Origin of the sequence: Pseudomonas lactucae (assembly GCF_036688725.1) — a bacterium.
Classification (GTDB): domain Bacteria; phylum Pseudomonadota; class Gammaproteobacteria; order Pseudomonadales; family Pseudomonadaceae; genus Aquipseudomonas; species Aquipseudomonas lactucae.
In genome coordinates, this window is sequence record NZ_JAQQPT010000015.1 from 1 (window position 1) to 24,426 (window position 24,426).

The window sequence follows — 24,426 nt, forward strand, 5'->3', positions numbered from 1 at the left end:
TGATGCAAAAGTCAGCGATCCGCCCTGGGTCAATTTTCAATCGGCAGGGTGGGTCAGTTTTCAATCAGCGCCAACAGTGATCTGAAGCCGCAGACGTTCGCGGAGAGGCATTGTAAGCCTTTCTACTTCGCCAAGGGCTTCTGAAATCAGATCTTCGAAGATAGAAGGAGCGTGTTGAGTATTTTCGACAAGTACGATGCCCTCTGTGCCCACATCCTCATCCTGTTTTTCGGCAAAATTCCGAACTGACAGAGAACGAGAAATCCCCCCCTTAGCTCCCGCCGGGGAACCATCAGTAGCCAAATACTCATGCCAGCGTGCCCAATCTAGTGGAAGTAATGTGTTCTCACCAACGCGAAAACCGCACGCTATGGCGACTTTGATTTGGTTGAAACGAATAGCGTCGACGAAGGTCTTGGGTTGTTCGGTAAAGACAATACGAACAAGCTCCCAAAAAGCTTTGTCACTTGGTAGTTTCGCTGCTCCTTTTCGATCGGAAAGCTGCGCCCTCAGCTTGCTCGTTTGACGGTACGTATTATTGCCACGCTTGAGTTTTGCCACCTTATCCTCTGAGGAGGATCGATCGGGATAGGCGAAGCAGTGTTTGGAGAGTGGCGAGCGATCAGCGATGTGCAGACCATCGATTAAGGTTCGAACGACCATGGAGATATTAGCGGCTATTTTTCCTGAGGAGCCGATATGTAGGGCGACGTTATATGCGCGCTGTATCGTAGCCGGTGTTAAGTCCCATGGTGTTTCTGAAGCAGCGCATGTGGCGATGATCCGAAGAGGCCGCCCGACATTCAGCAGCGCATGTCCTGGCTTGTTACGCTTTACAAGCAGCTCATTCAACAAGGTAGCTTGATAAAAGTCGCGCCAGTGTTCCGGTAGGGCCTGAACAGGAAGGCCCGGCAGATTCTGTTGTTCGCGCAAGACATTGAGAGCGTCCAGCGCATTGACGTCGTAACCAAGCGCAGAGTGCCAGAAGTAGGGTGGTGTGACGAGGCCACAAAGCGTAGCTAGATCCCAGCGCGCTGCCTTTGACACTTTACCCACATCATCGACTGGCAGGTACCAAAGCAGCCCCCGCGATTCTGCCAATGATTTACCGTTCTCGATGAATTTGAAATAAAAATCATTCATGCTGGTTTGGTCCCATCATTGAGCTGTATTAGGCGAACTTCCTCGGCTACTTTTAATGCAGCTTGAAACATTCGGCGTAGCTGAGTGTAAGCAGGGCTCTCGTCGTTATAGCGGGAGGCAGTGGCAAAGGCAGTTACAACCGGTCGCAAGCTCTCAACTACGGACTCATGGATTTTGGGATCAGATAGCGGCAAAAATTTTCGGCAAGTGTAGCAACTCAAAATAGGATTCTTAGTACACAGAGATTGTCCTGTCGAACAGCCGCCAATGCCGGCAATGGGTATACCGTGAGGAACTCCTCCGATCTGCTGATCTGGATGAAGGCCGAGGAGGGCGGTCTTGTCTATCGTCCGAGTCTTCGCAACTTCCGCTACGTTGGAATAGATGTTGGAAAGGGCAAGCGCCTGGTTGACCCGCTGCGCTTGAGTAGGGGACGCATCAAAATAGACGTTGGCGGTCAACGTTGTTGCATGCCCCATAAACTCGGACAAGGAAATGTGGGATACACCCGAATCGACAAGTCGTTGGGCAGCACTGTGTCGCAAATCTGTTGCACTCCAACGTTGCCCAGTTATCTTTTCTGTCAGCCCTGCGATAGCTAAGGAGACATCCTTGGGAGGCATACGGAAAAATAAATGAGTAGGGTAGTCATTATTTACAAATAAATATGAGCTTGCATCAATGTAAGAGTTAAAAATTTGCACCCAGTCGGTTTTTATTCTGCGAGTGATAAGACGTTTTCTTTCTTTACCTCTTTGCTTTCCAAGAGGCACAGCGATATGGAGCGTCTTTGGATTATATGATCGCACGTCAGCAGTTTGAATACGGGCAATTTGACCAGGCCGAAGGCCAAACTGATGACTTAAAATTAGCAAGGATGCGTCCCTGAGAACTAGAGCGGTCTCTAACTTCAAGCTTTTACTCGCCAAAACTGCTACTTCATCTAGATACTCAATAATCAGAGATTGGTGATCCAGCGGAAGAAAACATTCTTGCATTCGAACGGCTTTATATGTATCCAACTTGGGGGCGGGAAGCAAACTCACGTAATTACTAAAATCTGTCGTCCAGGATCCTAGACCCAACCTGCACATTGAGTGAATAGCGGTTCTTGTTGCAAAGGCATTCATATACGCCCAATTGGACACATTCAGAATCCAGTAATCGCGAAATTTCTGCGGCGATTCGGAGATGGCTAGTATCGTGGAATCAGGTGAGCGAAGAATATTATCGAGAAACATGATTGCTGATTTAACATCTAGGCGCCCCAGCATATCGATTGCGATATGCTTGAATGCTCGTCTCACACCCTGAGGGACCTTGATGAATTTTACAGTGTATTTTTTTCCATCGAACTGAGTCTTCCACTCATCATCGTCCAGCTTTTTGATAATGTTATATTTATCCTCAAAGTCATCGTAATAGCGGACACTGCTTGGTAGTACAGGAAGCGAGTCATCCAATAACAGCTGATACTGGTGAGGGTGACCCTCGCTGTGGTTATCCATTAGCGACCTCCATCAATTTCGCGGAGGGCACTAACAAACGTATCGTAGCTATCTGTCCAAACATCCGCAGATTCCGATTCAAAATAGGCCCGGGCGTAGTGTCTTGGCATGGCTGATGTTGCAGACCAACCAAAAAACACGCGCAATTTATTTGTCGCTGTGTCGAGATCAATCCCCGACTCCATAAACTTTGTTAGCCGATAAACAGCGCATGTATGACGAAGATCATGCGCTGTAATACATTGGCCTCCTCGATTCAATAGAGCCTTTTTCGCTGTCGCGGATAGATGCTCCGAGGCAACCTCAAAAACACGTTGGATGGACCGCAAAGAAATGGGTTTTCCCTTTTGAGATCCAAATAGGTAACTGTGAGTCCGTGTACGTCTATGACCCATGCTCAAGTTATCATTGGCGATCAAGACATCCTGTGAAACAGGTAACTGTCGTCTGGATTGGGAGTTTTTAAGGCTGGGTGCATCAAATCGAGAGTCCTCTTGCTCATATGGGCTCTCGTCGACATTAAGCCAGTAGCGCTCCTTGCCTGTAGCCGCGTCGAAGTCCGACTTAATAGCATCCAACGGCAAAATTGCTATTTCAGATCTTCGTAGACCCATTGTTGCTGCTAGCAAGAAAATCAGGTAATTACGCCACCGTAATTGTTCTGTGCGAAAAGGGCTTTCATTGGATAGAGGGTTAAATACGCGATAAAGATCATCAATCACAATAGACGGTAGAGCCCTTACTGGAGCGGGCGGCCGTGGTTTGCACGGTGCTAATTGTGCATAGAGTCGCTCCAGCCTGAGAACTCTTACTTCTAAAGTTTTACGTAGCTCATCGGTCCATGCTCCGACATGCCGGATTACGTCCAGCATGAAATTAAAAGCAGACGCCCACGTTGAGGAATTGTCCACGCTATCAAAGGTTGCTTGGTTCCTGAGGGACGAAAAAAAACCCGTAAGACCCGACTCGATTTCGTCAAATTGACAATCAGTCAGTAGGACATCAAGCAGATCAGATCCGTACTGACGCTCGAAATGCAGGTACAAACGATCTATCGCGTAAAGATGGCGGCAACGCGTGCTGTCCTCAAGTCCTGCGCGAAGAACGTCAGCCCAAACGGTGGGCCAATATCTCGGCATTCCTAAGGCATCCACTAGAACCCAGCCGCCAAGGGCTTGGGGCGTATGAGGTGATCGTAGTCTGAGACAAGGCATCGTCTGATCGTAGTCAGTGATCTAAAAAATGCCAAGCAAGGAGCAATTATCAAAAACGTTGCTAGGGTTAGCCGGTGGGTGGAAATGCAACGCTTACGGAACGTCCTGTCTTTAACATAATATACATTATGCGTAATATCGCATTGCGTAATGAGAGGCAGTGCCCATCAGATTTCAACGGGCAAAACCCCTTTCAACATCAAACCTGAGCGAAGCCTCCATCCACGAACATTTCGCTGCCTGTCATGAAGCTGCTTTCATCCGATGCCAGGAACAACGCCGCAGCGGCAACTTCTTCCGGCTGACCGATTCGACTCAATGGCAACTGCGCCGTCATGCCTTCAATGATCGCGTCCTTTTGACCTGTACCGGACAGCGCCATGTCCAGCCCCGGTGTCGAAATCGGTCCAGGTGAAAGTACGTTGACGCGAATACCGGTGCCTTTCAGATCCAGCGCCCAGCTCCTGGCGAAGTTACGCAGCGCGGCCTTGGTTGCGCTGTACACACTGAATGCGGGTGTGCCCATGCTGCCGGTGGTCGAGCCAGTCAGGATCACCGAACTACCGGCGCGCATCAGTGGCAACGCTTTTTGCACGGTGAATAGCGTGCCTTTGACGTTGATGCCGAATGTACGATCAAACGACTCTTCGCTGATTGATCCGATGGGCTGGAAATCGCCAAGACCCGCATTGGCAAACAGCACATCTATCCGGCCTTTGGCAGCTTTGACTTGAGTAAAGACACGGTCCAGATCGTCAAGGTTTGAAATATCACCTTGGATGGCCATGGCCTCGTGGCCGATCTGGTGCAGCGCCTTGTCCAGTTCTTCCTGCCGACGTCCGACAATAACCACGTGCGCGCCTTCCGCTGCAAAACGGATGGCACTGGCCAGGCCGATGCCGCTGTTGCCGCCGGTAATCACTGCAATTTTTCCGTTGAGCCTGCTCATGGTGAACTCCCAAAAATGTTGAGGCCCAACTCTAGATCCAAGCTATTCTTTTGAATAGTATGCACCTTTTAGTAAGTACCCCCTTGGAGTTCCAAACCATGGCCAACAACAGCTTTAATTGCGGACTCGAAGCCGCCCTGGCGGTGATTGGCGGCAAATGGAAACCCTTGGTTTTGTATAACCTGGCGAAGAACGTGCACCGGTACGGCGAACTGAGACGTGCGATCGGCGGCGTGACCGACAAGGTGCTGATCCAACAGCTCAAGGAACTGGAACGCGATGAAATCATTACACGCATCGACTTCCAGGAAATCCCCCCCAAGGTCGAGTACTCCCTTACGCCATTCGGGCAATCCCTGGCGATTGCGCTGGGCGGGCTGTGCGCATGGGGCACGGAACATATGCAGACGGTCGAGCGCATCAGTGCACGGCGCACGTCTGCCCTCGCCCATTGCTGAGCCCTGCCCCTGAACCCAACTCAACTAAATGACTATTTAGTTGAGTTAAATGAATAACGGATTTACCGCAGCGACAAAACGCCTCAATAACCACTCGCCGCCGTCATCGCTCCGCCCACAATTGCAATCCCGGAACTGCTGCCCAGACGTGTCGCCCCGGCTTCAATCATCTTCACCGCCGTCGGATAATCACGCACGCCGCCGGACGCTTTCACCCCCACGCTACTACCCACTGTTCTGCGCATCAGCGCCACGTCTTCGACCGTCGCACCACCACGGCTGAACCCGGTGGACGTCTTGACGAACGCCACCGCCAATTCCCTGCAGATTTCACAGGCCTGGACCTTCTGTTCGTCATCAAGCAGGCAGGTTTCCAGGATGACCTTCAACGGTACGTCCCCACAGGCCTGGAGAACCCGGGCAATGTCTTCGCGCACGGCGTCCAGCAAGCCGTCATTGAGCCATCCGATATTGAGCACCATATCGATCTCCCCTGCCCCGGCGGCAATCGCCTGTTGCGCTTCGAAGGCCTTGGTGTCACTCAGGCCGGCGCCCAATGGAAAGCCGACCACGGCGCAAATCACCACCTTGTCGTCGGTCAGGCACGAAGCCGCGTAAGGCACCTGCCCGGAATTGACGCACACCGAATAAAAGCCATGCTCGCGGGCTTCTTCGCACAAGGTGCGGATCTGTTCACGGGAGGCGTCGGGCGCCAGCAAGGTGTGATCGATGTATTTGGCCAATGCGGTGGCTGGAAGACTGTTCATTTAACGGGCCCTTGCCTGTATGTTGCCAATGAATGTGAGGCGTTTGTCACAGTGCTCACGCCAATACGTTACAATACTAACAATTAATGTTACTTATTTAACACCAACAATCAAGCCCTGGAAGACTCGTGGACAGTAGAAAAGCCGAGCGATTGAAGCTTATCCAACAAGCCCTGCAGGACCAGAACGCGATTCACCTGAAGGAAATGGCCGCACTGCTGGACGTTTCCGAAATGACCCTGCGCCGCGATCTCAACCACTTCAGCGATCACCTGCGGCTGTTGGGCGGCTATATCACCCGGGTCGGCAATGACGTCGGCGATTACCGGGTGGCCGAACAGGACACGCGCCATGTGGAAGAAAAACGCCGCATCGGCAAACTCGCCGCGCAGTTGATCCAGGCCGGTGACACGGTATTTTTCGACTGCGGCACCACCTCGCCCTTTGTGGTTGATTTCATCCCTGATGCCTTGGAGTTCACTGCGGTGTGCAGCTCGTTGAACGTGCTGCTCAAGCTGCAGAACAAGCCCAATTGCCACATTGTGTTGTGTGGCGGCACCTTTCATCGCAAGAACCAGGTGTTTGAAAGCAGCGCCGAAAGCAGCATTCTCGACAGCGTGCGCCTGACCTGGGCCTTCGTGACCGCCGCCGGCGTCAGCCAGCAATTTGGTGTGACGTGCTTTAACTTCAATGAAGTCGAGGTCAAGCAAAAGGTCCTGCGCCAGGCTCAGCAACGCGTGTTGCTCGCCGACTTCAGCAAGTTCGACACGGTGCGCACCGCTCACTTCGCTACCCTGGAAGATTTTCAATACGTGGTCAGCGACAAGAAAATCCCCCGTGCTTATAAAGACATCATTCAGGCCAATGGCGCGCAATTGCTGGTTTAACCCAGCAATCGTTGGCGCTCCTGTGCGCTCAAATAGCCAGTGGTGACACTGAACGAAGCGCAGGCTCCGGCCGGCAGCAGACGCACATGACCTTTGGCTTTTTCCGCGTTATAGCCCTCGGGTTCGCAGGTGGACGGCAGCACGAACGCCGCCACTTGCTGGTCCGGCGTGTGCAGGATCCAGCGTGCGGCATGCTCGAATTGCTCGGGACGGTAGCGGGTGTAGAACGCCGCACCGCTGGGATGGTCCAGCAGAAAGTGCGCGTGGCCCGCGGCATCTGTGCCAACGCCGTCGAAGAAAAACACGATCTCGGGATCGTACAGTGACGGCTGTTCGAGGCAGTCCAGTTGATTGGGATGCTCGGCCAGTTGCGCCATATAGGTAGTCCAGGCCGGCGTCGGCTTGACGTGGTCCGGCACGCTGGTGCGCAGGCGCTGGCGCTGCATGCCCAAGGGCTCGATGAACCGCGCGTCCGCCACATACGCGTAGTTCATATGGGCCATGTACATCAGGTCCATGGGCTTGCCGGCCAGGTTCGTCACCTGCATATCGATATCGAACAGCGCCGAATCGGCGCGCAGTGTCACGCTGGGGCACGCCCGGTAGCGATCACCGAAGCCCTTGGCATATTCATACTCACCGCCCAGGCGCACGACGCCCTCGCCCACCTCCAACCAGGCCGTGTCCATGGGTGCGCAGGGCATTTCGCCGTGCAAGGCATGGCTGTCTTCCGGCGCCGGGCAGCCGTTGCGCAGCAGGCCACTGTGAAACATGAAGCAGCCGTAGGTGTCGATAATCGTCGGGCTGGGCCGGGGTTGCTCGAACAGGTTGTTCATGGTCAGGTCGCAACCGTCGAACACGGCCGACCAGATCATCTGCCCCTGATAAGGCAATATCACCAGCCGTCCACGGCTGTTCTCCAGGCCCACGGCCAACACGCCGGACGGATAGGTCCAGGCGCTGACCTTGAAGGCCGGCGATTGCAGGAGGATTTTCTCCCGCTCGCCAAACACCGCCGGGTACAACGGGATACGCGTATTCATGAGGCCACCGCTCCGGTCGCACCCACCGGCAAGGTGCCGGGTTGGCGCATGCACTTGAGCGCATACATCACGATCACAATGAAGCACAGCAACGGCACGCTGTAGGCCAGTTGCATGTTGCCGCCGCTGGCGTCGGACAACAGGCCCTGGAAGATCGGGATCACCCCGCCGCCGACGATGCTCATCACCAGCAATGAACCGCCGACGCCGGTGTCTTCACCCAGGCCATCGATGGTCAGGCCGTAAATGGTCGGCCAGCAAGGACCGAGGAAAATACTCACGCCGACCGCTGCATATACCGCTGAGATGTTCGGCACCAGAATGGTGTAGGCCAGCAGCACGATGCACAGCACGCCGTAGATCGCCAGGACCTTGGCGGGGTGCAGGCGGCGCATCAACAGGTTGGCGATCAGCTTGCCGACAAAGTAGGCGGCAAAGGTGGTGAGCAAAAACCACGACGCGCTGCGCTCGTTCATATTCCCCATTTGCATGGCCAGGCGAATGGTGAAACTCCACACACCCACCTGCGCGCCCACATACAGAAACTGCGCCAGGACGCCAAAGGTAAAACGCGGGTTACGCCACAGCCGTCCCAGGCTTTGACGCACGCTGACCGGTTTGCTGCCGGCGGTTTTGTTACCCTTGCAGGCGGGAAAACGGGTGATGGCGATGAGGATAAACATCAGCACCAGCACGGCAATCATCCACTTGTAGGGCAACAGCGTGGATTGGATCATTTGCAACTGCTGCACGGCCGCCTCGGTGGCGCTCATTTGCGTCAGTTGTTCGGTGGTCGCGTCGGTTTCCTTGAACATCACGAAGCTGCCCACGTAGACCCCGGTCATGGCGCCGAATGGGTGGAAGGTCTGCGAGATGTTCAAGCGCCGGGTCCCGGTTTCCCGTGGTCCCATCAGCGTCGAGTAGGTGTTGCAGGCGGTTTCCAGGAACGACAGGCCGGCGGCGATCACAAACAGCGCCAGCAGGAACATGCCGTACTTGGCCGTGGATGCGGCGGGAAAGAACAGCAGGCAACCCAGCATGTACAGCAACAGCCCGATCAGAATCGTGCTTTTGTAGCTGAAACGACGAACCACCATCGCGGCCGGAATCGCCACGAAAAAGTAGCCCAGGTAAAACGCCGACTGCACAAAGGCCGTCTGGAAATCACTCAGCAAAAACGCTTTCTTGAAGTGGGCGATCAGCACGTCGTTCATGCTCGCCGCCGCGGCCCACAGCGCAAAGATGCTGCACAGCAGGATAAAGGCGAACCAGGGCGTGCGGTTCAGGTAGAAACCATCGGGTGTCTGTTGCAGCGCAGGTTTGTTCATTATTGTTCTCCGGGCTGGGTTGAGGTGCTAGCGCTGTTGCTGGAAGCGATTGAACGTTTCGTTGTCGGGGTAGGAACTCTGCGTACCTAGCCCCATGACCGAGCAGGCGGAATACGCCACCGCCTGTTCCATGGCCTGACGAATATGGCGGTCGCGGTTCCAGTGGTGAATGAAACAACCGATAAAGGCATCACCGGCACCGGTGGTGTCACGGGCCTCGACCCGTATCCCCGGCACCTGGAACTCGCCCTCCTCCCCCACGTACAGCGCACCCTGTTCGCCGAGGGTGACGATCACATGGCGAATGCCGCTGGCCACCAGGCTGCGGGCGGCGGTTCGGGCCGATTCCGGCGAGTCGACGACATGGCCGCTGATCAACGCCAGTTCCGATTCGTTGGGGATCAGGAAGTCCAGTTGCGCCAGATGCTCACGGCTCAAACCGGCCAGGGCCGGCGCCGGGTTGAGCAGCACCGCGATAGCGTGACGGTGTGCGAATTCGATGGCGTGGTAGACGGTTTCCAGATTGATCTCCAACTGCAGCACGATCAGCGAGCACTCACGCAGGTCGGCGGCCGCCGCTTCAATGTCCGCCGGCGACAAATGCGCATTGGCGCCCTTGACGATCAAAATGCTGTTGTGGGAGTCGGCCCGGACAAAAATCGGCGCCACGCCGCTGGAAACCCCCGGCACGCGGTGCACGTAACGGGTGTCGATACCAAAGCGCTGGAAGTTGGCGACGGTGTTGTCGGCGAACATGTCGTCGCCGACCTTGCTCACCATCAGCACATCCGCCCCGAGCTTGGCGGCGGCCACCGCCTGGTTGGCCCCTTTGCCGCCGCAGCCCATGGCAAAACCCGGCGCTTCAAGGGTTTCGCCCTGGGCCGGCATGCGATCGATGTAGGTAATCAAATCCACCATGTTGCTGCCGATGACTGCGATCTTGCTCATTGCTATTCCACCTTGTTGCGGCACGGCCAGGCAGGTCGTGTCGCTCTTGTTTTGTTATTTAAATAACATTAGGTGTGAATATTCAATCTTTTTTTTGCGCACGCAAAAAAAACCGGCCCACTGGGGGCCGGCCGAAAAGGTGTCTGCGTTACAGACTGAACCGGTCCACCGACTGCGACAACTTGCTGGCCAGGCCGGCCAACTCATCGGTGGTCGAAGCGGTTTGACCAATAACGCGGCTGTTGTTTTCCGACATGCCGGCGATCATTTCCACCTGATGGGAGATTTCGTTGCTGGCCAGGCTCTGTTCACCGATGGTGCGCGAAATATCGTTGACCAACTCGGTGGTATTCAGGGTGGCCTGCAGAATGTCGCGGATCGCCTTCTCCACCTCAGCGGTCACGGCCATGCCTTTGTCCACCTGGGAGACGCCCTCCTCCATGCTGGTCACCGCCTCGCGGGTGTTTTGCTGGATACGCCCGACCATGCTGGCAATTTCCTGGGTCGAGGCGCTGGTGCGTCCCGCCAGGCTGCGCACCTCGTCGGCCACCACGGCAAACCCGCGTCCTTGCTCACCGGCGCGGGCGGCTTCAATCGCAGCGTTCAGGGCGAGCAGGTTGGTCTGGTCAGCGATACCCTTGATCACCTGGATAATGCTGTAGATCGCCTCGGACTCCTTATCCAGCGTGCGGATGACCTGGGCCGACTGCTGCGCTGAACGGGCAATGCCGTCCATGTCCTTGACCACCTGGTGGATCACACGGCCGCCATCCTTGGCCAGGGCTTCCGCCTGGTTGGCCATGTCCAGGGCGCGCCCGGCGTGGCGGGTGATTTCTTCAATACTGGCGGTCATTTCACTCGCGGCCGCCGCCATGGTGCTGGCGGCGCCGCTTTGTTGCTGGCTGCTGCCGGCCACTTCATGGCAGCCCTGGCTCAAGCGCTCGCTCATGCTATTGACGCCCTGGGCGTTGCTGCGCACCACCTCGATCATGCCGCGCAGGTCGCGCTGCATGGTAGAGAGGCTGCGGATCAACAGCCCGGCTTCATCGTTGCGACGCGGCTCGACAATCGGCTCGCTCAAGTTGCCCCGTGCGATACTGGCGGCAATGCGGCTGGCGGTTTGCAGCGGGCCCATGATGCTCAGGATGACCCAACGGCCCTGGGCCAGCAGCAGCAACAGGCTGGCAATCAATACCACGCCAAGGGTGAGGTTGGCGTTGTTCAGGGAGTGGTGCGTGCTGGCGCTGGTTTTCAGAGTATGGCTTTCGATCATTTCGCTCAGGGCAGCCATCTGGTCTTCCAGTTGGCTGAAGGCGGTATTGAAGGTATCCAATTCCCCGCGAGCGGCCTCGGGGTTGTCCAGGGCCAATGCGACGATGCGTTCGCCGGCGCCGATGTAGGTGTCCAGGCTGGGTTTGATTTTTTCCAGGCTGACCTTGATCGTTTCTTTCACGGGCAGCTTGAGATTATCCCCCAGCACCTGGCGAAAATGCTCGGCATGCTCCTTCAACGAGCTGTTGACCTCGTCCTTGGTGCTGGTGCTCTTACCCAGGCCCACCAACATGGCCGACAGCACATCGGCGCGCAGGGCATCGTGCATCATGTCGGCTTCCATGTGGTTACGCAGCACGGTCATGCCAACCTCGTTGTCCTGCACCGCATCGCCCATGTGCGTGTTCCCCAAGTAGGCGGCCAGGCTCATGATCAAGGCCGTGAGCAACCCGGTCGCAATCAACAACATCAAGCGTAATTTGATCGTCATGCTGGTTTCCCCATACTTGGACTGCCGGCTGGAAGCCCAACCGCTTGCACACCGCTTCTACTGTTATCGGCAACGGTTGTCTGTTATTGAAGCCTAAGTTTGCGCAATTGCGCGAATACCTTAAGCTGACCGACCTCTGCCCTGCCCGGAACCGCTCATGTCGCGCCGTATTGCCCACCTCGCCCTGCTCCTGGGCTTGATCACTGCCGTCGGCCCGTTCGCCATCGACATCTACTTGCCCGCCCTGCCCACCCTGGGCGCCAGCCTGCACGCCTCGCCGGCGGCGGTGCAGATGAGCCTCACGGTGTTCTTCGTGATCATTGGCGTGTGCCAGCTGTTCTACGGGCCGATCAGCGATGTATTCGGACGCAAGCCGCCGATCTATGCGGGCCTGGTGATCTTTGCCGTGGGCAGCATCGGCTGCGCGCTGGCACCGACCATCGACGTGCTCATCGGTTTTCGCGCCCTGCAGGCATTCGGCGCGTGCGCCGGGATGGTGATTCCCCGCGCGATTGTGCGCGACCTGTACACCGGCCATGAAGCCGCGCGGTTGATGGCGCTGCTGATGCTGGTAATGAGTGTTTCGCCGATCCTCGCGCCCCTGGCCGGCAGCCTGGTGATTTCGCTGTGGAGCTGGCGCGAAGTGTTTGCCGTGCTCGCCGTGGTCGCCGTGCTGTGCCTGGTGATGACCATCGTGCAACTGCCGGAAACCCACCCGGCCGAGCGCCGCCTGGGCAAGACCCTCGGCAGTGCGTTCAGCAGCTACGGGGCACTGCTGCGCGATCCGGTGTTTATCGGTTTGTCGGTGGTGTGTGGTTTTGGCCTGGCGACCTTCTTTGTGTATCTGGGCAGCGCGCCTTTTGTGTACATCGAACACTTCGGCCTGACACCCACGCAATTCAGCCTGTGCTTTGCACTGAATGCCGCCTCGTTTTTTGCCATGAGCCAACTGACCGCCCGCCTGAGCGCGCGCTTTGGCCTGGCACCGCTGATTCGCTGGTCGGTGACGGCCGTGGCCGCGGTCATGGCACTGCTGGCGATCACCACGCTGTGGGGCAGCCACCTGGCCCTGATGATGACCTTGCTGTTTATCGGTTTCGGTTTTCTCGGCTTGCTGCTGCCTGCGGCCGGCGTGCTGTCGCTGGAGGATCACGGCGCGGTGGCGGGTTCGGCCTCAGCCCTGCTCGGCGCGATCCAGATGATCATCGGCGCGGTGTCCATGACCCTGGTGGGGATTTTTGCCGACCACACGCCGGCGCCCATGTTGATCGGTATTGCGCTGTGTGCCGTGGCGGCGCTGCTCACGGTGCTGTGGACGCTGCGCCGCTTGCCCGCGCATCTGGCGAGCGCGCCGCCCTCCGCCTGAGGCGAAGCAACCACTCGTCGGGCCCGGCCGGGATTCATTACAACTATCACCGGCCGGGAAATCACTAACTCCATAGCCCCTCTGGAAACCTATGGAGACTGAAATGACTGATTATCCACGCCCGCCATTCGCCCCCCAGGCCCAGCCGGTACCGGGTACCCAGAAGAAAATGGACCCATACCCGGACTGTGGTGAACAGAGCTACACAGGCTCCGGTCGGTTGGCCAACAAGATCGCCCTGATCACCGGCGCCGACAGCGGTATCGGCCGCGCGGTGGCCATCGCCTTCGCCCGTGAAGGCGCCGATGTGGCCATCGCCTACCTGGATGAGCACGACGACGCCAAGGAAACCGCCCGCTGGGTGGAAGAAGCCGGCCGCCAGTGCCTGCTGCTGCCCGGCGACATCGCCGAGAAAGCCACCTGCCAGGCGTTGGTGGACAAGACGGTCGAACAGTTCGGCCGTATCGATGTGCTGGTCAATAACGCAGCGTTCCAGATGACCCATGAAACCCTCGAGGAAATCGAGGACGAGGAATGGGTCAGGACCTTCGATATCAACATCACCGCGATGTTTCGCATCTGCAAGGCCGCCCTGCCGCACATGCAGCCCGGCAGTTCGATCATCAACACCAGCTCGGTGAATTCGGACATGCCCAAGCCGACGCTGTTGCCCTACGCCACCACCAAGGGGGCGATCGCCAACTTCACCGGCGGCCTGGCGCAGATGCTCGGCAGCAAAGGCATTCGCGTCAACAGCGTGGCACCGGGCCCGATCTGGACACCATTGATCGTTGCGACCATGACCGACGAAGAGGTGCAGAACTTCGGCGGCCAAACCCCGCTGGGCCGTCCCGGCCAGCCTGTGGAGGTAGCGCCGATCTATGTGCTGCTGGCCTCGGATGAAGGCAGCTATATCTCCGGTTCGCGTTATGCGGTGACGGGTGGTAAACCCATCCTCTAAGCAATACAGGGCGAACGCTGTACCTGTGGCGAGGGAGCTTGCTCCCGTTGGACTGCGCAGCAGCCCCATTCTTTTAAAACAAAGAGCGGGGCCGCTTCGCGGCTCAACGGGAGCAAGCCTTCTCGCCACACGTCACTTCAACTTATTGACTGACTGGCATTGCGGCTTGCCCGCCAATCAGCGCTACAAATCAAACCGATCCACCGCCCTGCGTCGTTCATTGTCGTCACGCACGTCATAGCTGGCGGTGGTCTGGATATTGGTGTGGTGCGCCAGTTTCTGCGCAATCGACAGGTCATGCTCTTCGATTACCCGTGTGATGAACGAGCGCCGGAAGTCGTGGGGCATGATCTTTACACCGACCTGCTCACCGCGTTGGCGCGCAATGTAGTAAATCGCATGCTTGGTGATGCGCTCGCGGGTGATATGACTGCCCCGGCGGATACGGTTGAACAGAAAACTATCGTCCTGCTCGCCTTCCTTGAGCTGCTCCCGCCGAAACGCCAACCACGCCTGCAACTTGGCGAACGCCCAGTCGGGTGCGTACTTGACCAATTCCTTGTTGCCCTTGCCGATCACCCGCAGGCTGCGTTCCTCGAAATCGATCTGTGCCAGGTCCAGGTTCACCGACTCTGACTTGCGCATGCCCGAACCATACAGGATGCCGATTACCGCGGCATCGCGCAGGCCCTGGGGGCGCGGGTCGGCGGCGCAGGCTTCCATCATTTCGCGAATCAGCGTACGCCGCAGGTTGCGCCCCTGGCCCAGGCGCGTGCCGGAGGCTGCCTTGACCGTGCGCATTTTGAGCAGTTGCTCCTGGCTGATCAAGCTCATGCGCCAGGCTTCGTTCATCACCCCGCGTACGGCATTCACATACAGCGACGAGGTGTTCGGCGCATAGCCGTCCTCGCGCAAGGCGGCCACCAGCGCGATGACGTGCTCAGGCTGCAGCAGGTGCCAGTCGATGTCTTCCAGGTTGATGTCTTCGAAGCCCAGGCGGTCGGCGGCGTCCTGCAGCACATAGCGCATGGTCAGTTGGCTGGAGGGAGCCAGGCGGGTCAGATAAAGGGTCAGCGGGCTACGGATAGACTCAGTCACGGTAGATCAGCCTTTGGATTAAATACCTCGAACAAGCCATTGTTTAATCGAGGTATTTAGTGAATTGGCGAGGGCCGAGTCTAGCGCAGGACCGGCCCTGTTACCAAATCACGGGGCGGATTCTTCGTCCTCGGTGGGCTCCTGCGGCTGGGTCTGGGCCTGGCTCCAATCGGTGTCCTGCTTCTGCATCAGCGCGAACCAGTGTTGGCGCATGAAGGTGAGATAGGCCTCGGGGGCCTTGGCAAAATCCTTCTCATCGCCATAACAGCCGGGCAACGGCAACTCGGTGCCCTGCTCCTTGTACTGGCTGACCAGCGCCTGTTGGGCGGCGACGCTGCAATCCTTGGGCAACGGCATGCCGCGCAAGGCGCCGGCCTCTTCGTCCCACCAGGCAGCCCCGTAACGGTCGACGCCGCGCAGGCGGTACTTCTGCGACTTGCCCACATGCATGATCAGCTTGAATTCGTTGGGGCTCACATCGCTGGTGCAGGTACGCGAATAACCCACCGTGGCCTGGGTAATGCCGTCGCCAGTAAGGTCGGTGACCTTGGTTGCGCCCCGATCGAAGCGCAGCGACGCGTCGAATTCGCAATGCTGTACGTCGTCATAGAGCATCCAGACACGCTTGGGGTGGGCGCCGTCGATCAAGTACTGCGCCGCATACACAAACGCCGACTGGGTGCCGTCGTCGTCGCGCTCGCTGACTTGCTCGGCGAGCACCAGCAGGTTCTTGCCCTGGCGGTCATCCCAGGTGTAGGCCGCGATTTGCTTGCCACGCACTTCCACGCCTTCGGGCACCTGATCGAGGCTGGTGAGCGCCACGCCGTCGTCGGCGCGCACCGTGGTGACGCACGCTACGCTCATCAACAACCCCATCAACACTGGCCGCAACTGGCCACGCAAAAGTTGCACGCTGTTCATCCCCATACCCTGGCAAGAGAGCGCTTACTTTACCGGCACTTGGGGAGCATTGCAGAGAAGATTGTTGAATAAATTCGCCGGCCGCCCGTTCCCGCCGGAGTTGCAAGAGACGCCCCGCAGACCGTTCCCGGATCGCCCTGAGCCGGCCCTGGTTGATTAGCTGAACCCTAGCTGTCTGCCTGTCAAATAAACGAGTTTTTCATCTGCCTTTCATATCGGTACAACATTTTTGCGCTTAATCTTTAACCCAGCACTTCATGGCAATCCGCGTTTTACCGACTAACCTATTGAAAGCGCTGCAACTTTGGCCGGGACTTTAATCGGCCACCTAGCGTTTCGCCCCAATGTTTGCTGCTGTTTTCACGCTTCAAGTTGTCTCAGCCCCGAGGTTATGAATCTTTGAAACCCTACCCTATTCATTGCGTGTCGATCGTCATCCCGGTCTACAACGAACAAGAAAGCCTGCCTGAACTGCTGCGTCGTACCACCGCCGCCTGCAAGCAACTGGCTTACGAATACGAAATCATCCTGGTGGATGACGGTAGCCGCGACAACTCTGCGCAATTGCTCGAAGACGCCGCCGCCGAAGCAGGCAGCCACGTGGTCGCGGTGATCCTCAACCGCAACTACGGCCAGCACGCGGCGATCATGGCCGGTTTCGAGCAATGCCGTGGCGAAGTGGTGATTACCCTGGACGCCGACCTGCAGAACCCGCCGGAAGAAATCCCACGGCTGGTGGAACAGGCCGCCCTGGGTTACGACGTGGTTGCCACCGTGCGCAACAACCGCCAGGACTCAGCCTTTCGCCGCTGGCCGTCGCGCCTGATCAACCTGGCCGTGCAGCGCTCCACTGGCGTGGCCATGAGCGACTATGGCTGCATGCTGCGCGCTTACCGGCGCACCATCGTCGACGCCATGCTCGCCTGCCGCGAGCGCAGCACCTTCATCCCGATCCTGGCCAACGGCTTTGCCCGCCACACCACCGAGATCCTGGTGCACCACGCCGAGCGTGAGCACGGCGAGTCCAAATACAGCGCCATGCGCCTGATCAGCCTGATGTTCGACCTGCTCACCTGCATGACCACCACGCCGCTGCGCCTGCTGTCCATCGTCGGCTTCAGCCTGGCGGCTTTGGGCGTGGTGTTTGCATTTGCGCTGATCGTGATGCGCCTGGCCTTTGGCGCCCAATGGGCCGGGGACGGCGTGTTCGTGCTGTTCGCGGTGCTGTTCGTGTTCACCGGTGGCCAGTTCATCGGCATGGGCCTGCTGGGTGAATACCTGGGGCGCATGTACAGTGATGTGCGCGCCCGCCCACGGTTCTTTATTGAAAAAGTGCTGCGCAACACCCCCGCAGCACCGGCTCCAGTGGTCGTCGTCGACGGCCTGGCCTCTTCCCATTCCTCCACTTCTTCCGATCAGGTTCAGTCATGAGTTCAAAAGCTGTTGTATTCGCGTACCACGATATTGGTTGTGCAGGCATTGAAGCGCTGCTCGGTTCGGGTTACGAAATTGCTGCCGTATTCACCCATGCCGATGACCCCAAAGAAAACAACTTCTACGGCTCCGTCGCCCAGCTGTGCGCGCGCAATGGCATCCCGGTGCACGCCCCGGAAGACGCCAACCACCCGCTGTGGGTCGAGCGCGTCGCCAAGCTCAACCCGGACTTCATTTTCTCGTTCTACTACCGCAATCTGCTGAGCGAGCCACTGTTGGCCACCGCAGGCAAAGGTGCGTTCAACCTGCACGGCTCGTTGCTGCCTAAATACCGTGGTCGTGCCCCGGCCAACTGGGTGCTGGTCAACGGCGAAACCGAAACCGGCGTGACCCTGCACCGCATGGTCAAGCGTGCCGATGCCGGCGCGATCCTGGCCCAACAGAAAGTCGCCATCGAACTCAGCGACACCGGCCTGACGCTGCACGCCAAGCTGCGTGAAGCCGCCGCAAACCTGTTGCGTGATGCGTTGCCGCAGCTGAGCCAGGGCAAGCTGACCGAAACCGCCCAGGACGAAACCCAGGCGACCTACTTCGGCCGCCGCACCGCGGCTGACGGCAAGCTGGACTGGAAACAACCGGCTCACACGTTGTTCAACCTGGTCCGTGCCGTGACTCAACCCTACCCGGGCGCCTTCTGCGCCGTGGGCGAGCACAAGCTGATCGTATGGCAAGCCGAGGTCGTACAGGGCAACGAAGGCCTGGCGCCGGGCCGTGTGGTCAGCGTCAACCCGCTGCGCATCGCCTGCGGTGAAGACTCCCTGGTGATCAAGTTCGGCCAGCGCAACGACAACGGCCTGTACCTGGCCGGTCCGTCGCTGGCTGACGAACTGGGCCTGGTGGACGGCTCCGTGCTGCGCGGTGCCGAGTCCGGGCGCAAGCCCCGCCGTACCCGCGTGCTGATCCTGGGCGTGAACGGTTTTATCGGCAACCACCTGTCCGAGCGCCTGCTGCGTGACGACCGTTACGAAGTCTACGGCCTGGACATCGGCTCCGACGCCATCGAGCGCCTGCGCAGCCACCCCAACTTCCATTACGTGGAAGGCGACATCAGCATCCACACCGAGTGGATCGAATACCACATCAAGAAGTGCGACGTGGTGCTGCCGCTGGTGGCCATCGCCACGCCGATCGAATACACCCGCAACCCGCTGCGTGTGTTCGAACTGGACTTCGAAGAAAACCTCAAGCTGGTGCGCTACTGCGTCAAGTACAACAAGCGCGTGATCTTCCCGTCGACTTCCGAAGTCTATGGCATGTGCCAGGACCAGTACTTCGACGAAGACACCTCCAACCTGGTGGTCGGCCCGGTCAACAAACAACGCTGGATCTATTCGGTCTCCAAGCAACTGCTGGACCGCGTGATCTGGGCCTACGGTGCCAAGGGCTTGAACTTCACCCTGTTCCGTCCCTTCAACTGGATGGGCCCGCGCCTGGACCGCCTGGACTCCGCGCGTATCGGCAGCTCCCGCGCGATCACCCAGTTGATCCTCAACCTGGTGGAAGGCACACCGATCCGCCTGTTCGACGGTGGCGAGCAAAAACGCTGCTTCACCGACATCGCCGACGGCATCGAAGCCCTGGCGCGCATCATCGATAACGACAACGATGCCTGCAACGGCCAGATCATCAACATCGGCAACCCGGAAAACGAAGCCAGCATCCGCCAGTTGGGCGAAGAGCTGCTGCGTCAGTTCGAAGCCCACCCGCTGCGCGGCAACTTCCCGCCGTTCGCCGGTTTCCGCGACGTGGAGAGCAAGGCGTTCTACGGCACCGGTTACCAGGACGTGGCGCACCGCAAGCCCAGCATCGAAAACGCCAAGCGCCTGCTGAACTGGGCGCCGACCGTGGAGATGAGCGAAACCATCGGCAACACGCTGGACTTCTTCTTGCGCGAAGCGATGTTAGAAATCGCGGATAAACGCTGATGAAGGCAGGCTTGCGCATCGACGTCGACACCTACCGAGGCACCCGTGAAGGGGTGCCCCGGCTGCTCGACACCCTGGATGAAGCGGGCGTGAAGGCGACGTTTTTCTTCAGCGTCGGGCCGGACAACATGGGGCGCCACTTGTGGCGCCTGATTCGCCCGCAGTTCCTGTGGAAGATGCTGCGCTCCAACGCCGCCGGTCTGTACGGTTGGGACATCCTGCTGGCCGGCACTGCCTGGCCAGGCAAGCCGATCGGCCGCGACCTGGGGCATTTGATGCGCCAGGCCAAGGCGGCCGGGCACGAAGTCGGCCTGCATGCCTGGGATCACCACGGCTGGCAGGCCAACACCGGGCGCTGGAGCGAGGCGCAACTGGTCGAGCAGATCCGCCGTGGCGTCGACACCCTGAGCGACATCCTCGGTGAACGCGTCGACTGTTCAGCCGCCGCCGGTTGGCGTGCCGATGAGCGCGTGGTGCAAGCCAAGCAAGGGTTCAATTTTCGCTACAACAGCGATTGCCGGGGCACCAACCTGTTTCGACCGACCCTGGCCGATGGCAGCGCGGGCACCCCACAAATTCCGGTGGACCTGCCGACCTTCGACGAAGTCGTCGGGCCGGTGGTGGCCGCCAAAGACTTCAATGGCTTCATCCTCGACCGCTTTGCCGAGTCGAAGCTCAACGTCTATACGATCCACGCAGAAGTAGAAGGGATTCTGATGGCCCATGATTTTCGCCAGTTGCTCGCCCAGGCAGGGCAGCGCGGCATCGACTTCCAACCGCTGGGCGACTTGTTGCCGGCGGACCTCGCCACCCTGCCTCGGCAACAGCTGGTACGCGGCGCCTTGAGCGGCCGCGAAGGCTGGCTCGGCGTACAACAGGCATGATCCGGCGTTGGGCATTGCCCCTGCTCCTGTTGGCATTCGGCGTGTTTTATCTGCTGCCGCTGGCCACCCACGGCTTGTGGATTCCGGATGAAACCCGTTACGCGCAAATCAGCCAGGAAATGCTGCTGAGCGGCAAGTGGGCCTCGCCGCACTTCATGGGTATCCGCTATTTCGAAAAACCGGCGGCCGGTTACTGGATGATCGCGCTGGGCCAGGCGATCTTCGGGCAGAACCTGTTTGGCGTGCGTTTCGCCTCGGCCTTGAGCACCGGCTTGAGCATCCTGCTGGTGGCCCTGGTGTCGCGCCGGTTGTGGAACGACCCGCAGAAAACCCTGATCAGCAGCCTGCTGTACATGAGTTTCGTCAGCGTCGCGGCGTTGGGCGGCTATGCCAACCTCGACCCGCAGTTCACCTTCTGGGTCAACCTGACGGGCGTGGCCTTGTGGTTCTGCTTCGACAGCACCACGCGCAATGGCCGCCTGGGCGCCTGGGCGTTGCTCGGTTTTGCCTGTGGCATGGGCTTTATGACCAAGGGTTTCCTGGCGTGGTTACTGCCGGTGCTGATCGCCCTGCCCTATGCGATCTGGCAGAAGCGCTTTCGTGAGCTTGTGCTGTATGGCGTGGTGGCCGTGGTGGTAGCAATCGTCGTCAGCCTGCCATGGGCACTGGCGGTGCACCTGCAAGAACCGGATTATTGGCACTTCTTCTTCTGGCACGAGCATATCCAACGCTTTGCCGGTGACGACGCCCAGCATGCCGAGCCGTTCTGGTACTACCTGCCGTTGCTGGTCGCGTTTTGCCTGCCGTGGGTGGCGCTGCTGCCGTCCACGCTCAAGCAGGCATGGCTGGACAAGCGCAGCGCGAACATTGGCTTTGTACTGCTGTGGCTGTTGATGCCGCTGGCGTTCTTCAGCCTGGCCAAAGGCAAATTGCCGTCCTACATCATGCCGTGCCTGCTGCCCCTGGCCTTGCTCATGGGCAACACGCTGGCGGGCAAATTGGCGGCCGGGCGTGGCCGCGTATTGCGCATCAATGGCTGGCTCAATCTGGTGATCGGCGTCGTGCTGTTGCTGGCGCTGAGCTGGTTTCAACTGAAAAAACCGGTGTATGAGCCCGGCCAGGAAACCCTCAGCCTGGTGCTGGTGTTCGTCTTTCTGTTTGGCTGGATCATCGTCAACCTGCTGCAGGCCGCTCGACCTTTGCATCTGTGGGCCGCGCCGGTGCTGGGCAGTTGGCTGATGGTTGCGCTGCTGCCGGCCGCATTGCCGCACTCGGTGGTCTACAACAAGACCCCGGATCAATTCATCATCGATCACTTGCAGGAACTGCAACCGGCCACTGCATTGCTCAGCAATGACCTCGGCGCGGCGTCGGCGCTGTCATGGCGCCTGCAACGCCCGGATGTGACGCTGTACAACACGATTGGCGAAGTGAAATACGGCCTCGCCTACCCGGATGCCGGCCATCACCAGGTGGACCTTACCCAGGTCCAGCAATGGATGAGCGACGCACGCAAAAAAGGCCCGGTCGGCGTGGTGATGCGGGTCAAGGGTGACGATGAAATCGCCGAAGTGAACCTGCTGCCGCCGGACGGCAAGCGTTATGAGCAGGGCAACATCGTGATCCTGATCTTCCCGCAGGTCGCGCCATGATCACCCTGCTGCTGTTACTCGCCGCGTGCCTGCTGACGTGCATGGGCCAGGTGTCGCAGAAGTTCGCCGTGGAAAGCTGGCGCGACCGGCCCGAGGGCTGGGCGCTGAAACTGCGTTCGCCGTGGCTGTGGATCGCGCTGATCTGCCTGGGCCTGGGCCTGCTGGTGTGGCTGCTGGTGTTACAGCGCCTGGAGGTGGGCATTGCCTACCCGATGCTCAGCCTGAATTTCGTATTGGTCACCTTGGTGGCGAGGTTTGTCTTTCATGAGCCCGTCGACGCTCGGCACTGGCTGGGCGTGGCGCTGGTGATCGGCGGTGTCGTGCTGCTGGGGCGTCAGTTATGAGCCGGGTGCAAGGCTTTGCCCTGGCCCTGGGCAGTGTCGCCCTGGTGAGCGCAGCCCAACTGGGCATGCGCTGGAGCATGACGCGCCTGCCGCTGCCCAACGAATGGCTGACCGCCCGGATCGACCTCGGCGCCCTGGGCGTGGTGGCCCTGGCGATCTTCGCCTATGCGCTGTCGATGCTCTGCTGGCTCGGCGCGCTCAAGCACTTGCCCCTGGGCCGTGCGTATTCACTGCTGAGCATCAGCTATGCGCTGGTGTACCTGCTGGCCGCCAGCCTGCCGGTGTTCAACGAACATTTTTCGCTGTCGAAAACCCTCGGGGTGGCGCTTGTCATCCTGGGTGTGCTGATCATCAACTCTCGTCGTGCTAGCGCTGCAAGCCCCAGGAATGCCCCATGAAAATCAGTGTATTTGGTAGTGGTTACGTCGGTCTGGTCCAGGCCACCGTCTTAGCCGAAGTCGGTCACGATGTCATCTGCATGGACGTGGATCAGAACAAGGTCAGGCTGCTGCAGCAGGGCCAGGTCAGTATCTTCGAGCCCGGACTGGCCGCCATGGTCAAGGAGAACCTGGAAAGCGGACGGCTGCATTTCACCTTTGATGAGAAACTTGCGGTCGAGCACGGCGAAGTGTTGTTCATTGCCGTGGGTACGCCTTCGGATGAAGACGGCTCGGCAGACCTCAAGTACGTGCTGTCGGTGGGCGATGCGGTGGCCCGGCATCGGATCGACCCGGTGATCCTGGTGGAAAAATCCACCGTGCCCGTCGGCACCGGCGACACCCTGCGTGCGCATATCGAAAAAGCCCTGCGCGTGGCTGGCCGGCATCTGGATTTCGATATCGTCTCCAACCCGGAATTCCTCAAGGAAGGCTCGGCGGTGGCCGACTGCCGCCGCCCGGACCGCATCATCATCGGTTGCGAGCGCGAAGAAGTGCGCGAGGTCATGCGCGACCTGTACGCGCCGTTCAACCGCAACCATGACCGCATCATCTTCATGGACCTGCGCAGCGCCGAGCTGACCAAGTACGCCGCCAACTGCATGCTGGCCACCAAGATCAGCTTCATCAACCAGATCGCCGAACTGGCCGAGCACCTGGGCGCCGACATCGAAGCCGTGCGCCTGGGGATCGGCGCCGACTCGCGCATCGGCTACCACTTCATTTACCCCGGTTGCGGTTATGGCGGCTCATGCTTCCCCAAGGACATGCGCGCCCTGATCCACAGCGCCAAGCAGGCCAACTGCTCCAGCGACCTGCTCGAAGCCGTGGAAGCCATCAACCAGCGTCAGAAGAGCAAGCTGTTCGATCGCATCAATGCCTTCTTCAAGGGCAACCTGCGCGGCAAGACCTTCGCCCTGTGGGGCCTGGCGTTCAAGCCCAACACCGATGACATGCGCGATGCGCCCAGCCGTGTGCTGATGGAAGCACTGTGGGCCGCCGGGGCCAATGTGCGTGCCTTCGACCCCGAAGCCATGCAGGAAACCCAGCGCATCTATGGCGACGAAGAACGCCTGATGCTGATGGGCACGCCGGAGTCCACCTTGACCGGCGCCGACGCGCTGATCGTCTGCACCGAGTGGCAGCAGTTCAAGGCTCCCGACTTCGACCTGATCCACCAGCGCCTCAAAACCCCGGTGATCTTCGATGGTCGCAACCTGTACGACGGTGAACGCCTGTCACGCAAAGGCTTCCAGTATTACCCGATTGGGCGTGGCGATTCCTGCCAGTTGCCGATTCCCCAGCAGCAGTGGCTGCCACAGGTCGTGGAAGCCTGA

General features: G+C 58.9%; 22 protein-coding genes and 1 pseudogene. 11 read left to right on the plus strand and 12 right to left on the minus strand.

Features of this window, described 5'->3' with window-relative positions; genetic code table 11:
- Positions 1-60: 60 nt before the first annotated feature.
- The 4 genes from V6M90_RS17920 to V6M90_RS17935 all read right to left on the minus strand — a co-directional run bounded on the left by V6M90_RS17920 (position 61) and on the right by V6M90_RS17935 (position 4,814).
- The gene (locus V6M90_RS17920; protein ID WP_332846886.1) at positions 61-1,143 is read right to left on the minus strand and encodes a hypothetical protein; all 1,083 of its coding nucleotides are present in this window, start codon (positions 1,141-1,143) and stop codon (positions 61-63) included.
- Positions 1,140-2,651 (minus strand): site-specific integrase, encoded by a 1,512-nt coding sequence (locus tag V6M90_RS17925; RefSeq protein WP_332846887.1) that lies wholly within the window; start codon positions 2,649-2,651, stop codon positions 1,140-1,142. The genes V6M90_RS17920 and V6M90_RS17925 overlap by 4 nt, the downstream gene beginning before the upstream one ends.
- Positions 2,651-3,790: a tyrosine-type recombinase/integrase gene (locus tag V6M90_RS17930; RefSeq protein ID WP_332846888.1), complete on the minus strand. Its 1,140-nt coding sequence runs from the start codon at positions 3,788-3,790 to the stop codon at positions 2,651-2,653. Before V6M90_RS17930 ends, V6M90_RS17925 begins: the two co-directional genes overlap by 1 nt.
- Before the next feature lie 274 nt (positions 3,791-4,064).
- Complete coding sequence (locus V6M90_RS17935) at positions 4,065-4,814, minus strand: SDR family NAD(P)-dependent oxidoreductase (protein WP_332846889.1); 750 nt, start codon at positions 4,812-4,814, stop codon at positions 4,065-4,067.
- A 98-nt stretch (positions 4,815-4,912) separates the two neighbouring features.
- On the opposite strand from V6M90_RS17935, the gene V6M90_RS17940 reads away from it, so the two are divergent.
- On the plus strand, positions 4,913-5,272 hold the full coding sequence (locus tag V6M90_RS17940; protein WP_003173896.1) for a winged helix-turn-helix transcriptional regulator: 360 nt from the start codon (positions 4,913-4,915) through the stop codon (positions 5,270-5,272).
- Positions 5,273-5,355: 83 nt separating this feature from the next.
- Here the strand turns inward: V6M90_RS17940 and deoC are convergent, their stop codons facing one another.
- Positions 5,356-6,039 carry a deoxyribose-phosphate aldolase gene (gene deoC, locus V6M90_RS17945; RefSeq protein WP_332846890.1) on the minus strand — a complete coding sequence of 228 codons (684 nt, stop codon included), beginning with the start codon at positions 6,037-6,039 and terminating at the stop codon, positions 5,356-5,358.
- A gap of 128 nt (positions 6,040-6,167) precedes the next feature.
- Here deoC and deoR point away from each other — a divergent pair, with 128 nt between their 5' ends.
- Complete coding sequence (gene deoR, locus V6M90_RS17950) at positions 6,168-6,926, plus strand: DNA-binding transcriptional repressor DeoR (protein WP_003173894.1); 759 nt, start codon at positions 6,168-6,170, stop codon at positions 6,924-6,926.
- On the opposite strand, the gene V6M90_RS17955 is transcribed toward deoR, so the two are convergent.
- The 5 genes and pseudogenes from V6M90_RS17955 to V6M90_RS30215 all read right to left on the minus strand — a co-directional run.
- On the minus strand, positions 6,923-7,969 hold the full coding sequence (locus V6M90_RS17955; RefSeq protein WP_003173893.1) for an aldose 1-epimerase family protein: 1,047 nt from the start codon (positions 7,967-7,969) through the stop codon (positions 6,923-6,925). The two genes, deoR and V6M90_RS17955, sit on opposite strands and share 4 nt — an antisense overlap.
- Positions 7,966-9,297, minus strand: a complete 1,332-nt coding sequence (gene fucP, locus V6M90_RS17960; RefSeq protein WP_003173892.1) for an L-fucose:H+ symporter permease — start codon at positions 9,295-9,297, stop codon at positions 7,966-7,968. The genes V6M90_RS17955 and fucP overlap by 4 nt, the downstream gene beginning before the upstream one ends.
- Before the next feature lie 27 nt (positions 9,298-9,324).
- The gene (gene rbsK, locus V6M90_RS17965; protein WP_332846891.1) at positions 9,325-10,245 is read right to left on the minus strand and encodes a ribokinase; all 921 of its coding nucleotides are present in this window, start codon (positions 10,243-10,245) and stop codon (positions 9,325-9,327) included.
- A gap of 148 nt (positions 10,246-10,393) precedes the next feature.
- Positions 10,394-11,257 carry a methyl-accepting chemotaxis protein gene (locus V6M90_RS30210; protein ID WP_408637323.1) on the minus strand — a complete coding sequence of 288 codons (864 nt, stop codon included), beginning with the start codon at positions 11,255-11,257 and terminating at the stop codon, positions 10,394-10,396.
- Positions 11,252-12,007, minus strand: a pseudogene (locus tag V6M90_RS30215) (HAMP domain-containing protein); the annotation flags it as partial. The pseudogene V6M90_RS30215 and the gene V6M90_RS30210, both read right to left, overlap by 6 nt.
- 157 nt (positions 12,008-12,164) lie before the next feature.
- On the opposite strand from V6M90_RS30215, the gene V6M90_RS17975 reads away from it, so the two are divergent.
- Both V6M90_RS17975 and V6M90_RS17980 read left to right on the plus strand, forming a co-directional pair.
- Positions 12,165-13,373: a multidrug effflux MFS transporter gene (locus V6M90_RS17975; protein ID WP_003173889.1), complete on the plus strand. Its 1,209-nt coding sequence runs from the start codon at positions 12,165-12,167 to the stop codon at positions 13,371-13,373.
- A 103-nt stretch (positions 13,374-13,476) separates the two neighbouring features.
- Positions 13,477-14,334, plus strand: coding sequence for an SDR family oxidoreductase (locus V6M90_RS17980; RefSeq protein ID WP_305427112.1), 858 nt, complete (start codon positions 13,477-13,479; stop codon positions 14,332-14,334).
- 183 nt (positions 14,335-14,517) lie between these two features.
- On the opposite strand, the gene V6M90_RS17985 is transcribed toward V6M90_RS17980, so the two are convergent.
- Positions 14,518-15,432, minus strand: coding sequence for a site-specific integrase (locus tag V6M90_RS17985; protein WP_332846893.1), 915 nt, complete (start codon positions 15,430-15,432; stop codon positions 14,518-14,520).
- 108 nt (positions 15,433-15,540) lie between these two features.
- A complete protein-coding gene (locus tag V6M90_RS17990; RefSeq protein WP_003173886.1) occupies positions 15,541-16,353 on the minus strand; it encodes a M949_RS01915 family surface polysaccharide biosynthesis protein in 813 nt (270 codons plus the stop codon).
- Between the two features lie 399 nt (positions 16,354-16,752).
- Between V6M90_RS17990 and arnC the strand changes: the two genes are divergently transcribed.
- The 7 genes from arnC to V6M90_RS18025 are packed head-to-tail and all read left to right on the plus strand — an operon-like array spanning position 16,753 to position 24,426.
- On the plus strand, positions 16,753-17,784 hold the full coding sequence (arnC, locus tag V6M90_RS17995) for an undecaprenyl-phosphate 4-deoxy-4-formamido-L-arabinose transferase (RefSeq protein ID WP_332846894.1): 1,032 nt from the start codon (positions 16,753-16,755) through the stop codon (positions 17,782-17,784).
- Complete coding sequence (arnA, locus tag V6M90_RS18000; protein ID WP_332846895.1) at positions 17,781-19,772, plus strand: bifunctional UDP-4-amino-4-deoxy-L-arabinose formyltransferase/UDP-glucuronic acid oxidase ArnA; 1,992 nt, start codon at positions 17,781-17,783, stop codon at positions 19,770-19,772. Before arnC ends, arnA begins: the two co-directional genes overlap by 4 nt.
- A complete protein-coding gene (gene arnD, locus V6M90_RS18005) occupies positions 19,772-20,656 on the plus strand; it encodes a 4-deoxy-4-formamido-L-arabinose-phosphoundecaprenol deformylase (RefSeq protein WP_332846896.1) in 885 nt (294 codons plus the stop codon). The genes arnA and arnD overlap by 1 nt, the downstream gene beginning before the upstream one ends.
- Positions 20,653-22,308 (plus strand): lipid IV(A) 4-amino-4-deoxy-L-arabinosyltransferase, encoded by a 1,656-nt coding sequence (arnT, locus tag V6M90_RS18010; protein WP_332846897.1) that lies wholly within the window; start codon positions 20,653-20,655, stop codon positions 22,306-22,308. The genes arnD and arnT overlap by 4 nt, the downstream gene beginning before the upstream one ends.
- On the plus strand, positions 22,305-22,652 hold the full coding sequence (gene arnE / locus V6M90_RS18015) for a 4-amino-4-deoxy-L-arabinose-phosphoundecaprenol flippase subunit ArnE (protein ID WP_332846898.1): 348 nt from the start codon (positions 22,305-22,307) through the stop codon (positions 22,650-22,652). The genes arnT and arnE overlap by 4 nt, the downstream gene beginning before the upstream one ends.
- Complete coding sequence (arnF, locus tag V6M90_RS18020) at positions 22,649-23,050, plus strand: 4-amino-4-deoxy-L-arabinose-phosphoundecaprenol flippase subunit ArnF (protein ID WP_078733218.1); 402 nt, start codon at positions 22,649-22,651, stop codon at positions 23,048-23,050. The genes arnE and arnF overlap by 4 nt, the downstream gene beginning before the upstream one ends.
- Positions 23,047-24,426, plus strand: coding sequence for a UDP-glucose dehydrogenase family protein (locus V6M90_RS18025; RefSeq protein WP_003173879.1), 1,380 nt, complete (start codon positions 23,047-23,049; stop codon positions 24,424-24,426). Before arnF ends, V6M90_RS18025 begins: the two co-directional genes overlap by 4 nt.

What these genes read in the sequence shown, in the direction of transcription:
- arnA (WP_332846895.1), top strand. Translation starts at nt 17,781, where the DNA reads ATGAGTTCAAAAGCTGTTGTATTCGCGTACCACGATATTGGTTGTGCA.
- V6M90_RS17980 (WP_305427112.1), top strand. Translation starts at nt 13,477, where the DNA reads ATGACTGATTATCCACGCCCGCCATTCGCCCCCCAGGCCCAGCCGGTA.
- V6M90_RS17955 (WP_003173893.1), bottom strand. Translation starts at nt 7,969, where the DNA reads ATGAATACGCGTATCCCGTTGTACCCGGCGGTGTTTGGCGAGCGGGAG.
- arnD (WP_332846896.1), top strand. Translation starts at nt 19,772, where the DNA reads ATGAAGGCAGGCTTGCGCATCGACGTCGACACCTACCGAGGCACCCGT.
- rbsK (WP_332846891.1), bottom strand. Translation starts at nt 10,245, where the DNA reads ATGAGCAAGATCGCAGTCATCGGCAGCAACATGGTGGATTTGATTACC.
- deoC (WP_332846890.1), bottom strand. Translation starts at nt 6,039, where the DNA reads ATGAACAGTCTTCCAGCCACCGCATTGGCCAAATACATCGATCACACC.
- V6M90_RS17930 (WP_332846888.1), bottom strand. Translation starts at nt 3,790, where the DNA reads ATGCCGAGATATTGGCCCACCGTTTGGGCTGACGTTCTTCGCGCAGGA.
- V6M90_RS17925 (WP_332846887.1), bottom strand. Translation starts at nt 2,651, where the DNA reads ATGGATAACCACAGCGAGGGTCACCCTCACCAGTATCAGCTGTTATTG.
- arnF (WP_078733218.1), top strand. Translation starts at nt 22,649, where the DNA reads ATGAGCCGGGTGCAAGGCTTTGCCCTGGCCCTGGGCAGTGTCGCCCTG.
- V6M90_RS18025 (WP_003173879.1), top strand. Translation starts at nt 23,047, where the DNA reads ATGAAAATCAGTGTATTTGGTAGTGGTTACGTCGGTCTGGTCCAGGCC.
- fucP (WP_003173892.1), bottom strand. Translation starts at nt 9,297, where the DNA reads ATGAACAAACCTGCGCTGCAACAGACACCCGATGGTTTCTACCTGAAC.
- V6M90_RS17920 (WP_332846886.1), bottom strand. Translation starts at nt 1,143, where the DNA reads ATGAATGATTTTTATTTCAAATTCATCGAGAACGGTAAATCATTGGCA.
- V6M90_RS17975 (WP_003173889.1), top strand. Translation starts at nt 12,165, where the DNA reads ATGTCGCGCCGTATTGCCCACCTCGCCCTGCTCCTGGGCTTGATCACT.
- arnT (WP_332846897.1), top strand. Translation starts at nt 20,653, where the DNA reads ATGATCCGGCGTTGGGCATTGCCCCTGCTCCTGTTGGCATTCGGCGTG.
- V6M90_RS17990 (WP_003173886.1), bottom strand. Translation starts at nt 16,353, where the DNA reads ATGAACAGCGTGCAACTTTTGCGTGGCCAGTTGCGGCCAGTGTTGATG.
- V6M90_RS17940 (WP_003173896.1), top strand. Translation starts at nt 4,913, where the DNA reads ATGGCCAACAACAGCTTTAATTGCGGACTCGAAGCCGCCCTGGCGGTG.
- V6M90_RS30210 (WP_408637323.1), bottom strand. Translation starts at nt 11,257, where the DNA reads ATGCAGCGCGACCTGCGCGGCATGATCGAGGTGGTGCGCAGCAACGCC.
- V6M90_RS17935 (WP_332846889.1), bottom strand. Translation starts at nt 4,814, where the DNA reads ATGAGCAGGCTCAACGGAAAAATTGCAGTGATTACCGGCGGCAACAGC.
- arnE (WP_332846898.1), top strand. Translation starts at nt 22,305, where the DNA reads ATGATCACCCTGCTGCTGTTACTCGCCGCGTGCCTGCTGACGTGCATG.